The organism is Nonomuraea sp. C10 (genome assembly GCF_008017515.1).
GTDB lineage: Bacteria > Actinomycetota > Actinomycetes > Streptosporangiales > Streptosporangiaceae > Nonomuraea > Nonomuraea ferruginea.
On record NZ_VPFF01000001.1, the window covers coordinates 6,130,001 to 6,144,553 of the forward strand.

At 71.0% G+C, this 14,553-nt stretch carries 12 protein-coding genes; 5 read left to right on the forward strand and 7 right to left on the reverse strand.

What is annotated here, in order from left to right:
* Positions 1 to 42: 42 nt before the first annotated feature.
* The gene (locus tag FR742_RS28075) at positions 43 to 1,122 is read left to right on the forward strand and encodes an AI-2E family transporter (RefSeq protein ID WP_261808782.1); all 1,080 of its coding nucleotides are present in this window, start codon (positions 43 to 45) and stop codon (positions 1,120 to 1,122) included.
* On the opposite strand, the gene FR742_RS28080 is transcribed toward FR742_RS28075, so the two are convergent.
* Positions 1,079 to 1,753: a helix-turn-helix transcriptional regulator gene (locus FR742_RS28080; RefSeq protein ID WP_148033721.1), complete on the reverse strand. Its 675-nt coding sequence runs from the start codon at positions 1,751 to 1,753 to the stop codon at positions 1,079 to 1,081. The genes FR742_RS28075 and FR742_RS28080 overlap by 44 nt on opposite strands.
* A gap of 51 nt (positions 1,754 to 1,804) precedes the next feature.
* Complete coding sequence (locus tag FR742_RS28085) at positions 1,805 to 2,659, reverse strand: hypothetical protein (protein ID WP_148033722.1); 855 nt, start codon at positions 2,657 to 2,659, stop codon at positions 1,805 to 1,807.
* 261 nt (positions 2,660 to 2,920) lie between these two features.
* Between FR742_RS28085 and erm the strand changes: the two genes are divergently transcribed.
* Complete coding sequence (gene erm, locus FR742_RS28090; protein WP_148033723.1) at positions 2,921 to 3,742, forward strand: ErmE/ErmH/ErmO/ErmR family 23S rRNA (adenine(2058)-N(6))-methyltransferase; 822 nt, start codon at positions 2,921 to 2,923, stop codon at positions 3,740 to 3,742.
* Here erm and FR742_RS28095 read toward each other — a convergent pair.
* Positions 3,731 to 5,104, reverse strand: a complete 1,374-nt coding sequence (locus FR742_RS28095; protein WP_148033724.1) for a hypothetical protein — start codon at positions 5,102 to 5,104, stop codon at positions 3,731 to 3,733. The two genes, erm and FR742_RS28095, sit on opposite strands and share 12 nt — an antisense overlap.
* A 116-nt stretch (positions 5,105 to 5,220) precedes the next feature.
* On the opposite strand from FR742_RS28095, the gene FR742_RS28100 reads away from it, so the two are divergent.
* Positions 5,221 to 6,813 (forward strand): molybdopterin-dependent oxidoreductase, encoded by a 1,593-nt coding sequence (locus FR742_RS28100; protein WP_148033725.1) that lies wholly within the window; start codon positions 5,221 to 5,223, stop codon positions 6,811 to 6,813.
* A gap of 37 nt (positions 6,814 to 6,850) precedes the next feature.
* Here the strand turns inward: FR742_RS28100 and FR742_RS28105 are convergent, their stop codons facing one another.
* The 3 genes from FR742_RS28105 to FR742_RS28115 all read right to left on the reverse strand — a co-directional run bounded on the left by FR742_RS28105 (position 6,851) and on the right by FR742_RS28115 (position 11,919).
* The gene (locus tag FR742_RS28105; protein WP_261808783.1) at positions 6,851 to 8,275 is read right to left on the reverse strand and encodes a carbohydrate-binding protein; all 1,425 of its coding nucleotides are present in this window, start codon (positions 8,273 to 8,275) and stop codon (positions 6,851 to 6,853) included.
* 11 nt (positions 8,276 to 8,286) lie between these two features.
* Complete coding sequence (locus FR742_RS28110) at positions 8,287 to 9,861, reverse strand: chitinase (protein ID WP_222709068.1); 1,575 nt, start codon at positions 9,859 to 9,861, stop codon at positions 8,287 to 8,289.
* A 228-nt stretch (positions 9,862 to 10,089) separates the two neighbouring features.
* Complete coding sequence (locus tag FR742_RS28115) at positions 10,090 to 11,919, reverse strand: M14 family zinc carboxypeptidase (protein ID WP_148033727.1); 1,830 nt, start codon at positions 11,917 to 11,919, stop codon at positions 10,090 to 10,092.
* A 151-nt stretch (positions 11,920 to 12,070) separates the two neighbouring features.
* Between FR742_RS28115 and leuE the strand changes: the two genes are divergently transcribed.
* Both leuE and FR742_RS28125 read left to right on the forward strand, forming a co-directional pair.
* Positions 12,071 to 12,730, forward strand: coding sequence for a leucine efflux protein LeuE (leuE, locus tag FR742_RS28120; protein WP_148033728.1), 660 nt, complete (start codon positions 12,071 to 12,073; stop codon positions 12,728 to 12,730).
* Between the two features lie 218 nt (positions 12,731 to 12,948).
* Positions 12,949 to 13,590 carry a VC0807 family protein gene (locus FR742_RS28125; protein ID WP_148033729.1) on the forward strand — a complete coding sequence of 214 codons (642 nt, stop codon included), beginning with the start codon at positions 12,949 to 12,951 and terminating at the stop codon, positions 13,588 to 13,590.
* On the opposite strand, the gene FR742_RS28130 is transcribed toward FR742_RS28125, so the two are convergent.
* Positions 13,498 to 14,511 carry a hypothetical protein gene (locus tag FR742_RS28130; protein ID WP_148033730.1) on the reverse strand — a complete coding sequence of 338 codons (1,014 nt, stop codon included), beginning with the start codon at positions 14,509 to 14,511 and terminating at the stop codon, positions 13,498 to 13,500. The genes FR742_RS28125 and FR742_RS28130 overlap by 93 nt on opposite strands.
* Positions 14,512 to 14,553 lie beyond the last annotated feature (42 nt).

Consider the following 14,553-nt stretch of genomic DNA (forward strand, 5'->3'; position numbering starts at 1 on the left):
TTCACCTCGGTGTCACCGTGACGACACGGGTACGTACCGTGCGTGAACCAGCAGTCCGCGCCGAGGGCGCTCATCATCCTGGTGGGGATCGCCGGGGCGCTGATCGTGCTGTTCGGCCTGCGGGAGGTGTCGTCCGTCGTCGGGCCGCTCGTGCTGGCGCTGGTGCTGGTGATCGCCGTGGCGCCGGTGCGCTCGTGGCTGGCCCGGCGCGGCGCGTCCGTGTGGCTGCAGGTCGCGGTGCCGTTCCTGATCATGCTGCTCGTCCTGCTGGGCATGGCCGGGGTGCTGACGATGGCTGCGGTGCAGCTCGGCGAGCTGGCGCCCGCGTACACCAGGCGGTTCGAGGAGCTCCTCACCGACGCGCGGGCCTTCGCCATCGCCAGGGGCATCAGCGGCGAGCAGCTCGACCGGGCGATCGACAGCTTCGACCCGGCGCGGGTGATCGGCATCGCGCAGAGTCTCCTCGGCGGGGTGATCGGTGTCTTCTCCGCCCTGTTCCTCATCGTCGTCCTGATGCTGGCGATGTGCCTGGACGCGCCCATCACGGCCAGGGTGCTCGACTCCGGGGAGGGCAGGAAGGTCGCGCTGGTGGAGGCGCTGGGCCGGTTCGCCCGCAAGACCAGGCGCTACCTGATCGTCTCGACCGTGTTCGGGCTGATCAACGCCATCCTGGACGTGATCGCGCTCTATCTCATCGGGGTGCCGCTTCCGCTCCTGTGGGGGGTGCTCGCGCTGATCGCGAACTACATCCCCAACATCGGTTTCGTCATCGCGCTGGTCCCGCCGGCCACGCTGGCCCTGCTCGACGCCGGGGTGCGTGAGATGTTGCTGGTCGTCGCGGCGTACGTGGTCTTCAACGTGGTGACGCAGTCGCTCCTCCTGCCGAAGTTTCTCGGCGACGCGGTGGGGCTGTCGACGACGATGACGTTTCTCTCGCTCATCATCTGGGCGTTCGTGCTCGGGCCGCTGGGCGCGATCCTCGCCATCCCGCTGAGCCTGCTGGCCAAGGCGCTGCTCATCGACAGCGATCCGGCCGCGGCGTGGGCGGGGGCGCTCATCTCCAACAGGCCGCCGGCGGTCACGCGGCCAACCGGCTCAAAGTCACGCCGCTCAGGCGCCTGACGTCGCGGGACAGGTGGGCCTGGTCGGCGTAGCCGGCGACCGCGGCCACCTCGGCGAGCGGGACACCGGACCTGGCCAGACGCAGGGCGTGCTGGAAGCGGACGATGCGCTGCAGGGTCTTGGGCGCGTACCCGAAGCTGGCGACGCTTCTGCGGTGGAGCTGGCGCTCACTCAGCCCCAGCTCCCACGCGACCTCGCGGACGCTGCCGCCCCGGCGGAGGGCGGCCGCGGCGGCGGGGGCGGCCGGATCGGGGGGCGGGGTGCGGCGCAGGCGGTCGGCGATCGCGGCGCGCAGGACGGGCATGGGGTCGGGGGCGTCGTCCAGGGGCGGGAGGGCGCCGAGCGCGTCGAGCGGCACGCGCTGGTCGCGCAGCTCGGACAGCGGGACGCCGAACACCTCTCCCGTCGCGCCGGGCTTGAAGCGGATGCCGGTGAAGATGTCGCCCACACGCATCGACGTGGGCACGGGGCCCGTGTCGGGGCCTGCCACGAACGGGCCGGAAGGGCCCCAGATGAGGTCGACGCAGGCGTCGGGCACGACGAGCTGGGTGCGGTCGTCCTCGCTCACCTGCCGCCACAGGCAGGCGATCCGCCCGGCGAGCGCGGGCTCCGGCGGCCACTCGGCGTACATGCCTCCACGCTACGCCCGCTCACCGACATTCCCGCGTGGGCGGGGTTGTCCCTACGTGGGGAGGCGGTCGTAGGCATGGAGAGTCCTGAGGCGTCCCATGGTGAGGTAGCCGCCCCACTCGTGCTCCACCACGGGGGTCCACATGGGCCAGTTGCCGTTCCAGCCGCCTTCCTCCGACTGGGCCGCCAGCAGGGCGTCCAGGTGGCGGGCCAGCACGTCCTCCGTGAACAGGGGGAACCGCAGAGGGCTGGGGGCGAAGTCGAGGGGGAAGTGGGCGTCGCCGGGAGCTTCGGGGTCGAAGGTGACCGTGGCCAGGATGGCGTCCTTGAGCCGCTGGAACTCCGACCGTGCCCGCTCCTCGTCGTCCACCAGGTCGAGGAAGGTGACGATGGCGCGGGCCTCGTACGGGGTGGTCTTGTCGACGGCGGAGATGCTCCTCCAGCAGAAGTCGGTGGCCGGTCCGCGCCACGGGTGGTCGATGCCGTGCTTGTGCAGGAGGCCGGCGATCGAGGCGGTGGGGATCAGGTTGCCGGGCGGGTCGTCGGGGGTCTCCCACCAGGGCGCGCGCGGCGCCTCGCGGACGGTCGGGAGGCAGAAGGGCACGCCGCCGTCGGGGGTGGTGACGGTCACCAGGTAGTCGCAGGCGGAGCGGACCATCGGGTCGGCGAAGGCGTCCAGCTCGTCGAGGATCCAGAACGCGACCTCGACCGGCTCCGGCTGGCTGGCGGCGCCGCGCAGGTCGGGTTCGAGCGCGTGGCCGAAGCCGCCGTCGGGGTTCTGGTAGCAGCGCAGGGTGTCGAGGACGCGATCCTTTGGGCCGCCCGCGAACAGGGCCTCGAAGCGGAGCCGGTCCAGGAGCCTGGCATGGGTCAGCAGGTAGCCGTGTGCACGGTGGAGAACGTCCATGCGGTTCACGCTAGTCGCCCCGTTCCGCCTGACGCTTGTACGAATCGGACGCGGCGCGCGGGCTTATTCGGTTGCCGTCGGCGAGCGCTCCTGCGTACGGTCGGCCGCATGTGTTGCTTCTACGCAGGTTGCTTCTACGCGGTTCGCATTCGCCGCAGCCGGCCTCTGGCCCGCTAGCGGACGCGACCGGTCGAGCGCGTTCCGCGGCGCGCCCGGGGCCCTTCGAGCCATTCATCGACTCGAGGACCCGGAAGGGCAGCTGTGGCGCAGGATTACGCGCACGGAAATCATTCACACACGCAGAAGAAGGCCAGGAGCTCGGGCGGCCGCACGCCCAGAGACAGGGCGAGACGCGTGCTCTCCCAGAACTTCCTGGCCGACAGGCATGCCCTGGAGCTGGTGGTCAAGGCCGCCGCTCCCGAGGGGCTGGTGCTGGAGCCGGGGGCGGGCGAAGGCGCGCTGACCCTGGCACTGGCCGCGGCGGGGGCGCGGGTGGTCGCCTACGAGATCGACCCGCGGCTGGCGGGCCGGCTCAGGTCGCGCACCCGCGACGATCCGCGCGTCGAGGTGGTGCGCGGCGACTTCACCGCGGCCCGCCCGCCGGGCGAGCCGTTCGCGGTGGTGGGCAACATCCCGTACTCGGCCACGTCGCGGATCGTCGGCTGGTGCCTGCGGGCCCGGTCGCTGACCTCGGCGACGATGGTCACCCAGCTGGAGTACGCCCGCAAGCGGGCGGGCGGCTACGGCCGGTGGAGCCTGGTCACGGTGGAGTCGTGGCCGTGGTTCTCCTGGCGGATGGGCGACCGGATCGGCCGGGAGAGCTTCCGGCCGATCCCTTCGGTCGACTCGGCGATCCTGCGGATCGAGCGCAGGCCGGCGCCGCTGGTCGGCTCGGGGCGGGACTGGCAGCGGCTGGTGGAGCTGGGGTTCAGCGGGGTGGGCGGTTCGTTGCGCGCCTCGCTCAGGACCCGCTACGACGGGGTGGACGCCGCCCTCGCCGCCGCCGGGGTGGCCCGCGACGCCGTCGTCGGCCACGTGCACCCGGACCAGTGGCTCACGGTGTACGACCGGCTAGACCTGTGAGGTGAGGCGCGCCGGGCCCGTCGGAGCGGCGGGCCCGGCCGTCTCGTGCTCGGGCGGGTTGCGCCGGCCCCACGGCATCGCGGCCAGCAGGACCGGCAGCAGCACGATCGACGCCCGCGACCAGTCCTGGTGCAGGAGCCACCAGGCGGTGTCCTCGTACTGGGTCATGTAGAGGTAGCCGTAGCCCGCCCAGAGCGACACCCCGATGATCGCCGGCCAGGCGAACCGGGTGGGCCGGGCGACCAGGAACGGCATGAACCAGAGCAGGTACTGCGCGCCCAGCCTGGGCGTGACCACCATGAAGATCAGCAGGATGGCCAGCGTCATGTCGATCGGGTCGGCCCGCCACCAGATGATGATCGCGGCCACGACGCACGCGTAGATCAGGTAGGTGCCGAAGGTCGCCAGGTCCGCGCGCAACGCCCAGTCGCCGCCGGTGAAGTGGGGGGTCCAGCCCCACTCGCCGACGATCGGGCGGATGGCCCGGATGGTGTCGATGACCTGGGGGATCTGGCTGATCGAGGTGCCGGCGAAGACGGGCAGCGTCACCAGGAAGAAGAGCGGCACCGCCCCCGTGCAGAACAGCGCCACGATCCGGGACCGGAGCTGCGGCAGCAACAGCACCATGCCGGGGACCAGCCAGATCGGCCAGCTCTTGGCGCACAGCGCCAGGCCCATGAGCAGACCGGCGTAGGCGCCCCGTTTGAGGCCCGCCCGGTCGCCGGGGCCCGGCCTCAGCGCCTGCCCGAGCGTGCGCAGCGCCCATCCGGGGAGACCGGACCAGCCGTGGTCGGCCAGCGCCCGCCTGGTCACGGCGATGGCGTCCATCCGGGGGGTGGGGGCGCCGGGGCCGCGGGCGACCACGAACGCGGCCACCCCGAACACCAGCGCCACCGGCTCTACCTGGCCATGGAGGCAGGCGACCATCAGCGCGAGCGGGTTGAGCGCGTACTGGAAGGCGCGCAGCGAGGCCTTCGGCCCGCCGGCGAGCTTGGCCACCAGCGGGATGAGCACGATGTCGGCCACCACGGTGACGATCCGGCCGGACCACTCCCACGGGATGCCGAGCCACAGCAGGATGCCGTACACGTACGGGATCGTCGGCAGGAAGTGCCAGCCGCCCTTGCTGGCCAGGACCGGGTCCTGGCCGTTGAGCACGGCCTCGCCCGCCGGTTTGAAGCTGTTGACGAAGTCGACCGGCTGGTGGGCGTCGCCCGCCGCGAAGAACATCAGCACGACGCGGACCACCACACCGACGGCCAGGGCGGCCCAGAGCGGCGGTCGCCAGTCGCGCCACTGGGCGACGAGGGCGAGCGCGAGGCCGGTGACGAGGATGATCGCGATAGGGAGTGCAGTTTCCATGGCGGGACCTAGACTGCCCTACGCCCCTCCGCGCTGCCACACGGCTTTGTTTCCGGATCTCCGACATGCGGGGTCGTAACGCGTCAGAACATGACCGTCTGTGCTGAACTTTTCGCATGGGGGGATCCGAAGTCAACCAGACACTGGTCAGGCTCTATTTCGAGGTGCGCGAAGGGCTGCATGACCCGGTCGCCGCCTGGGCGAAACTCACAGCGAACTCTGAGGTTTACCGGCAGGCGCGGGGTGGCCGCCGGGTCCCCCTGGACGACGCGACGGCCGCCGAGCTGGCCGCGGCGGCCATCGTGCACACCGCGTCCGAGCACGGCGCCGACCAGGTGGCGGCGCTGGCGACCTCGCCGCTGGCCGGGCTCGTACGCGGGATGGGCGGCGCGGTGCTCACCGAGCAGTCGAGCGCGCCCGAGCAGCTGCTCGGCCCGCGTTTCGAAGGGCCGCGGGCGGAGGACTGGGCGAATGCCGCGTACGTACTGCTCTGGGGTGAGAACAACAGGAACGTGCGCGCGCCCGGGTCGCCGTGGGTGATCGCCGGCCGGTACAAGGGGCAGAAGGTGGTGGCCATCGGCCCGCACCCGACGCGGCTGTCGGACGAGACGCTCGTGGTGCGGCCCGGCACGGACGGGGCGCTGGCCATGGCGGTCGGGCACGTGCTGCTCAAGGAGTTCTTCCTGGACCGGCCGGCGTTCGCCGCGCACGCGATGGCGCGCACCGACCTGCCGGCCCTGGTGCGGCTGCGCGAGCTGGAGGACGGGCTGGTGCCCGGCGGGCTGCTCGGCCGCGACGCCGGGCGGCTCAGCCTGTACGGGGGCGACGGGGCGGCGGCGACGGAGGTGCTGCTGCCGCGGTTCGACGTGGGGCCGGGCGTGCTGCGCCGCGGGGTGCCGGCGGTGCGCGACGGCGAGGGTCTGGTGACGACCGTGTTCGACCTGCTGCTGGCGGTGTACGGGCTGGCCCGGCCGGGTCTGCCGGGCAGCTGGCCGGACGGCTACGACGACAAGACCTCTCCGTACACGCCCGGCTGGCAGGAGGCGCACACCGGGGTGGCGGCCTCGCGGGCGCTGAAGCTGGCCAGGGAGCTGGGCGTCACGGCCGAGAAGACGGGCGGGCGGTGCATCGTGGTGCCCGGCTGGCTCGACACGCCGCACGCGGACACCGCCTACCGGGCGATGCTGGCGCTGCTCGTGCTCACCGGCTGCCGCCGGGGGTGGGCGCAGGCGTCGGGCGGGGCGGGCGTGCCGCTCGTGCCGTACCTGGTGCTGCACGCGTGCGGCGAGGACCGGGCGGACCTGGGGGCGTTGAGCTGGGCGCTGGCCGACGGGATGTTCGACCGGCGGACGTCGCGGACGGTGCTGCTGGACGCGGTGCGCGGCGGGCTGCCGATGGCGCCGCCGCCGCGGGTGCTGGCGCTGCCGCGGTGGATCTACCCGCTGCCGCCGCAGGTGGACCTGCTGATCGGGCCGGACGAACGGTGCGATCTGGCCACTCCGGACTCCAGACTGGTCGCCGACATGGTGGCGAAGCTGTCGGACGGGCAGGTGGAGCCGGCCCGGGAGGAGCCGGAGCCGGGTGAGCCCGGGATGCGGACGGTGGTGGACCACGCCTGGATGTACGAGTACGGGGAGGCGCTGCCGGTCTACCGTCCGCCGGGGGCGGGGGTGCCGCTCAAGCCCACCCAGCTCGTGCGCTTGCCGTGAGCCCGGGGCGGGGGCGCCGCCTCGGGCTCGGGTCTTGTCAGAAGCCCGCGGTGATGCGGGTGAACTCCCACTCGGCCTGGGAGATGCCGCTGCAGTTGGAGACGACGCCGCCGCCGGGGCAGGGGCGGTCACGGTTGACGCCCCAGTACGCGAGCCGGTTCAGGCCCTTGGACCTGGCCCAGTCGCGGATCTGCGTCCACGTCTGCGGGGTGGTCAGCTCCTGCTGGTCGGACAGGCCGTTCATGCCGGAGATGCCCATGCGGGCGTACGCCTGCGCGTCGGTGTAGCCGTAGGCGTTCTTGAGCGCGTTCTTCAGGCCCTCCGAGGCGTTGACGGTGTCCTGGTAGATGTTGGAGCTGCCGAAGTCGAACGGCATGATCGTGAAGTTGTCGATCGGCACGTTCAGCGCTCTGGCCTGGTTGATCAGGCGGACGCCGTGGGCGTTCGGGCCGGTCCTGCTGGTGCCGAAGGTGACGACGACCTTGACGTTCGGGTTGTTCTGCTTGACGATCTTGAGGCCGTTCAGGATGCGGTCCTGCACGGTGTAGTTCTCGAACTCGTCGTAGTTCTCGATGTCGAAGTCGACCACGGCCGGGCCGACCGCGTTGATGACCTGCTGCACGGCGCCGGCGAAGGCCTGCGGGGTGGCGCAGTTCGGGCCGAGCTTGTTGCCCTGCCAGCCGCCGAAGGAGATCTGGACGCTGCCGCCCTTCGACTTGATCGTGTTGATCGCCTGCTGGTCGGCGCCGCCGGTGAGGGGGCGCTGGCCGTCCCAGGCCGGGTTGCAGCCGCCGCTGGACAGGATGAACGCCATGGTGAAGGACTTGACGCCGGTCGCGTCCATGACGGTGCCGGGGTTGGGCGGGTTGCCCCAGCCCATCCAGAGGTAGGGGGCGCCGGGCATCCGGCTCGGGTTCGGTCCGGGGTCGTCGCCGCCCGAGGAGGTGCGTGCGGTGACGGAGTTGCTGTGGCCGGACTGGTTGCCGGCGGCGTCGCGGGCCCTGACGGTGTAGGTGTAGCCGGTGTTGGCCGCGCGGCCGGTGTCGGTGTACGAGGTGCCGCCGACGGTCGTCACCAGGCTGCCGCCCCGGTAGACGTCGTAGCCGGTGACGCCGACGTTGTCGGTGGAGGCGTTCCAGGCGAGCGAGACGCTGCCGGAGGTGACGCCGGTCGAGCGCAGGTTGCCCGGCACGGACGGCGCCTGGGTGTCCCCGCCGCTGCCGCCGCCGACCTGCTTCCACAGGGCGGGCACGACGTTGGGCTCCCAGCCCGGCTGGGAGGTGTGGCTCTGGAGGCACTCGTAGTCGACGCCGTTGTGGGTGACGCGGGTGCCGGCGGTGTAGGGGGTCCAGGCCGTCCAGGCCGCGTAGGCGGCGGTCGTCGCGCCGTACGCGGCGGGGGCGGCGACGGTGGCGAGGCCGGAGAGGGTCATGGCGAGGGAGGCGAGTAACGCAAGGAACATACGTCGAAATTTCATGACATTCCTCGGAGGTGCGGCTTGACGGTCTTCGAGAAGTTCCAGTTGTGGGTGGCGTCCCAGTTGATGGACCAGGTCATCGCGCCCCTGATCCCGGGGTAGGCGCGCGGGGGTACGAACGATCCGCAGCGGGTGCGGGTGGCCAGGCAGTCGAGCGCCTGGTTGACGACGGCGGGCGCGACCACGCCGCCGCCCGCGGCGCCCGGCCCGGCGGGCAGGCCCAGCGCCACCTGGTCGGGGCGCAGCCCGTTCTCCAGCTGGATGCAGGCGAGCGCGGTCAGGAAGTCGACCGAGCCCTGGGAGTACGCCCACGCCTGGTCGCAGCCGAGCATGGAGCCCGAGTTGTAGTACTGCATGTGGACGACCGTGAGGATGTCCTTGATCGACAGGGCGAGCTTGAAGTACTCCATCCCGGTCGACTGCATGTCGATGGTCTGCGGCGCCATCGTGATGATCAGGCCGGAGCCGGCCTTGGCGTGCAGCGCCCGGAGCGCCTGGGCCATGTAGGTGGCGTTGAGCCCGTTCTCCAGGTCGATGTCCACGCCGTCGAACCCGTACGACGTCATGATCCCGTACACGGAGTCGGCGAACCTGGTCGCGGCGGCCGCGCTGGCGACCTGCACCCGCCCGGCCTCGCCGCCGACGGAGAGGATGACCTTCTTGCCGCGCTGCTTGAGCGCCCGGACGTCGGCCCTGAACTGGGCGTCGGTGTAGCCGCCGAGCGCGCTCGCCAGGCCCGGGTCGACGCCGAAGACGACCTCGCCGGGGGTGGCGGTGGCCTCGCCGAACGCGATGGCGATCAGGTCGTACTCGTCGGGCACGGCCGACAGGCGCAGTTCGGTGGCGGGGTTGACGAAGTTGTGCCAGTAGCCGGTGAGGAAGTGCTTGGGCAGCCCCTCCCTCGGCTCGCCGGGGTCGCAGCCGGCGGTGGTGGCGGTGGCGGGGTCGCTGGGCGCCGACTCGCCCGCGCCGTTGTGCGCCCGGACGGTGTAGGTGCGGGTCTCGCAGGCGCCGAGGCCGGTGATGGTCGCGGTGGCCGAGCTGACAGCGGCCTTGACAGCGGAGCCTTCGTAGACGCGGTAGCCGTCGACGGCGCCGCTCGCGGGGGTCCAGGTCAGGGTGATGGCGCCGGCGCCGCCCGTCGCGGTGAGACCGCCGGGCCTGCCGGGGACGCCCGGGACGGTGCCGCCGTCGCAGGACGCGCCGTTGAGCGTGCAGCCGGTGATGCCGGGGAAGTTGCCGGGGCTGCCGGTGAAGCCGAAGCTCGCGCTCGCGCCGGGGGCGAGCGCGGGCGCCCAGGAGGGGTTGGTGAAGGTGTAGTGCTGCCCGTTCCTGGACTGCGTGGCGTCCCAGGCGGACGCGATCGAGAAGCCTGACGGGAGGTCGAACTGGACGTTCCAGCCGTTCATCGGGCTGGAAGTGCCGTTGGTGACGGTGATTTTGCCTTCGAAACCGGTGCCCCAGTCGGACATCTTGGTGAAGGCGGCGGTCGCCGAGGCGGCTTGGGCGGGGGATGCGGTGAGTCCGAGTGCGAGGGTCGCGAGCACGACCAGGATCACGCGTGCTTTCACATTGTCGTCCTTGTCGGTGGCGTACCGCGCGGCTTGCGCCGGGGGGTGAGAGCGCAAGCCGCACGGCACGGCCCGCGGAGGCAGACGCGAGCCGTCAAGAGGTCCGATCTGTTAGGAAAGTTTCCTAAGAGTTGACGTGATCGTAGCCTTGACACCCCGGGCTTACAAGACCCAATGCGTCACCGCCTCCGATGCCCCGCCACGCCGGGTGGCGGGGGCACGGACGGTTCAGTTCTGCCGCGTGATCCGGACGTCGTCGACCGCCGCCTCGACGAGCGAGGCGGTGGACAGGTCGGCGGCGTCGATGAGGATGCGCACCGTCTGCCCGGCGAACGAGCTGATGTCCGCGGTGGCCACGCTCCACGCGGCGTCCCGGTCGGACGCGGCGCCCGCCTGCTGGAAGACGGTCGCCGTGGTGTTGCCCACGACCCTGACCCGGAAGTAGTCGGCGCTGGTCGCGTTCGACCCGTGCGCCAGGTACCAGGACAGCGACAGGCTGGTGGTCCCGCCGGCGGGCAGCGTGATCGGCGGCGACTGGATCGAGGTGACGCCGCCGTCGATGTCGTACGCGCCCGCCGAGCTGCCGGCCAGGCGGCCGGTCACCAGGTCGTTGCTGCCGCTGACCGTGGTGCCGAGCTGCTTGGGGCCCGAGGAGGAGGTGTCGGCGGGGTCACCGCGCTCCCACTGGCCGAGGGTGGCCGTGTCGGTGCCGTTCGGGTTGACCGTCCAGCCGGTGGCGGTCTCGAAGGTGTCCGAGTAGACGGTCGTCGGCGGAGTGCCGGTGCCGCAGTACTGGGACTCCTTGCCGATGATCCGGTAGACGCAGTCGGAGTACTCCAGGAACCGCAGCGTGGCCTCCCTGTTGCGGGTGGTCTGCGGCACGATCTGCTCGTCCGGAGGGTAGAAGCCGGGGTTCGAGCCGGTCGGGTACATCTCGAACGTGTAGCTGAAGATCTTGTAAACGCCCCACAGCCAGTCGTTGATGGTGCCGTCGGTGATGTAGAGGTCGCTGGCCTGCTCGGGGGTGTAGTTGTTCGTCGAGGCCATGCTCTGCCCGAGGGTGGCGTGCGCGTTCCTGTCGTCCAGCGTCAGGCCCGGCGCGGTGTCGTTGAAGGTGTAGCCGTAGGGCCACAGGATCAGCTCGCTGTAGGTGTGCCAGTCGATGTGCGCCTTGATCTGCTGCACACCGCCGACGACGCGGCCGCGTACCCAGTTCGCGACGGCGCGGACCTCGGGCGCCGACTCGGCCGACGGGCCCCGGTAGGTGTCGCTGGACGGCGAGCCGGAGGAGCCGCCGCAGCAGCCCCACTGGTAGCCCCAGTTGCGGTTGAGGTCGGTGCCGACGGCGGAGGTGCCGCTGTTCGGCTGCCTGTTCTTGCGCCAGGACCGGTAGCTGCCCGTGGCGATGTCGTACTCGCCGCCGTCCGGGTTGAGGTCCGGCATGATCCAGATCTCGCGGGAGTTCACCAGGGAGGTGACCCTGGAGTCGCTGCCGTACCCGTCGGTGAGCAGGTCCATGATGTAGAGCGCCATCTCGACGGTGAGGTGCTCGCGGGCGTGCTGGTGGGCGGTGAACAGCACCTCCGTCTCCGCCTCGTCCGTCGCGACGTTGTCGCTGATCTTGACGCCGACGAGCTGCCTGCCTTCGTACGAGGTCCCGTACGAGAACTTGCTCGCGATGCCCGGATGGTCGGCGACCAGGTCGTCGATGTACGCGATCATCTCGGCGTAGTTGTGGTAGGCGGAGTCCGATGGCGGGAAGTCAGCGGTCGCGGCATCGGACGATGATTTTGGGCGCGGGACCTCCGCGACCCGGTAACCGAGGTTCCTGATGGCGGTGACCTCGGCTTCCGTGGCGGTGATGAGGACCGACTCCTTCGTCACCTCGTCGATGGCCGCGCCGGTGGCCGCGACCGCGCTGCGTTCCTGCGCGTTCGACGGGCCCTGGACGCGGTACTGCTTGTTGGGGGGTGGCTCGGCTGATGCCCCCGCCCCGGTCGCGCCGGTCAGGCAGACCAGGGACAGGGCGGCGAGCAGGATGACCAAACGGCGGTGCACCTCGTCCTCCTAGAGCGCGCGGGCTCGGGTGTTGACGCGCGCCTGAACTGAGAGTGAAGAGGCGCCCTGTGCGGGGGAAGGCCCAATCTACGCCTCCCCGGTAGGGGTAATCTGCATTGTCACCCCCGTGTCAGGCCTGGAGCGAGGCAGGATGTTCTTCGGCATCACAGATATCTGGACGTACGTCATCGGCGCTTTTCTGATCATCCTGTTGCCGGGGCCCAACTCGCTGTTCGTGCTCGCCCAGGCCGCGCAGCACGGCGTGCGGCAGGGATACCGGGCGGCGGGCGGGGTGTTCGTCGGCGACACCGTGCTGATGCTGCTGTCCGCCGCGGGCGCCGCCTCGCTGCTGCGCTCCACGCCGTTGGTGTTCACCATCGTGAAGTACGCGGGCGCGGTCTATCTGGCCTGGTTGGGGCTCCAGATGATCCGGGGAGCCTGGCGCGCGTGGCGCAACAAGGACGTCGCCGCGGCCGTGACGAGCGGCCCCGAGCGGGTGTCGCGTGCCCCGCGCCCGTTCGGCAAGGCGCTGGCGATCAGCCTGCTCAACCCCAAGGCGATCCTGTTCTTCGTGTCGTTCTTCGTCCAGTTCGTCGACCCGGGTTACGCCACGCCCGCGCTCTCGTTCCTCATCCTGGGCTCGATCATCCAGGTGTTCAGCGCGCTCTATCTCACAGCGCTGATTTTCTGCGGCTCTTTCCTGGCCGCCCAGTTCCGGTCCCGGCGGCGGCTCAGTGCGGGCCTGACCTCGGGTGTCGGTGCGGTGTTCGTCGCTTTCGGTGCGTCGCTCGCGGCCTCGTCGCTGAGCTGATCGCCGCCGGGCGGCCATTCTCAACGTGTCAAAAGAGGCAGTCGCCCCTTAGGGGGTCGGGTACGGTAAGCCACCGGAAAGCGCCCGGCAACCCCCGGATGCGAAGGTCGGAGTATGCCAGGGTGGCCGCTGGGTGACATCGAGCGGTCCGTCCGGCAAGCCTGCCGGCCCGAAGCCGGGGTAGTCCCAGCCCGTCGGCCCAATCTGCGGAGCAAGCGTTGAACCACCCTCCCGTCACCCTGCCTCGTCTGACCGCCCTGGCCCGTCAGGCCGCCCCGCAGTTGCTGGAAGCTGTGGTCGCTCCCCTGGTGGTGTTCTATGCCGCGATGATGCTGCTCGGCCTCCAGTGGGCGCTCATCCTGACCTGCTCGTGGGTCTACGTGGGCGTGGCATGGCGGCTGATCAGGGGGATCCGGGTGCCGGCCACGATGTATCTGGCCGCCGCGGCGATCACGCTGCGCACGGTGATCGGGCTGTGGACCGGCACGTGGATGTGGTACTTCATCCAGCCCGAGCTCGGCACCATCTGCATCGGCATCGCCTTCCTCGCGTCCGTGCGGCTGAACAGGCCGCTCGTGGAGAAGCTCACCCTCGACTACATCCACCTGCCGAACGCGGTGCTCAAGCACGAGCGGGTCCGCAGGTTCTTCGCCAGGATCACGCTGCTGTGGGCGTTCGTCCTGCTGATGAACTCGGGCCTGAGCATCGCGCTGGCGATCTACGAGTCGCTCTCGGGCTCGCTCAGCGGGTACATCGTGCTGCGCACGTCAGCGGTGGCCGTGATAAGCGGGCTGGCGATCACCGTCTCCGTCTTCGGCTTCAAGCGGCTGCTGCGCCGGCTGCACGTGGCGCACGGCTGACCGTTCGGCCAGCAGGAACGCTCCACACATCCCCATGGCCATCCCGGTCAGCATGCCGAACAGCTCCAGCAGGTCGGTCAGCCCGGTGGCTCCGCCGCTGAGCGGCGCCGCCGTGGCCGTGATGATCATCGCGTAGAGGCCCCAGCCGAACAGCGACCCGGACCCCAGCCAGGCCACGACCAGCGGCTGCCAGAACGGCCGGCGGACGTTCGCCCTGACCAGGGCCACCAGCGCCACGCCCGCCGCCAGGGCCAGCAAACCCTTGATCCCCTGCTGGAGCGCGCCCGCCGAGGTCATCGCCGCGGCGGCCTCCGGCGGCAGCCCCGCGTCGCCGCCGAACGCCCACGAGAAGCGGACACCCCCGATGACGGCCGCCACCAGCAGCGAGCCCCACGCCACCACCCGCTGGAACGGTCTCGTCAGCGACTGGTACGGGGCCTCGGCGGTGGTGGTGAAGACGGCGGGCCAGCGGTCCCGGGCGTAGAGCACGAAAGCGGCCATGAGTCCGACGCCCTGCCCGATGAACCCGCCGTAGACCATGACGTAGACCCAGGGCTCGATCGGGCCGCCGACGTCGAACAGAGCCGCCCCTTCGAGCAGCAGCCCCAGCGGCGTCGTGACCACGATCACGCCGAGCAGGCCGGTGCCGACCCACAGCGGCAGCAGCACCAGCCAGGCGGGCAGCCGCATCCCCCACCGCATGGTGAACCCGAGCGCCAGGACCAGCGCGACGGCGTCCATGCCGAACGTCAGCACGTTCATGCCGTACATCGTCGAGTCGTCCATGAGCGCCGGGTCGGTGACGCCGACCGGGCTGCCCGTCAGCCAGAGGACCTTGAGCGTGAGGTAGGGAAGCATGGCGGCGATGGCCACGATCGCCGCGGTGATCCGGCCCACGCCGGCTCTCGGTGTCTCGTTCATGCCTCCCAGGCTGCTCTTCCGGCCGCTCGCGGGCCTCACGCG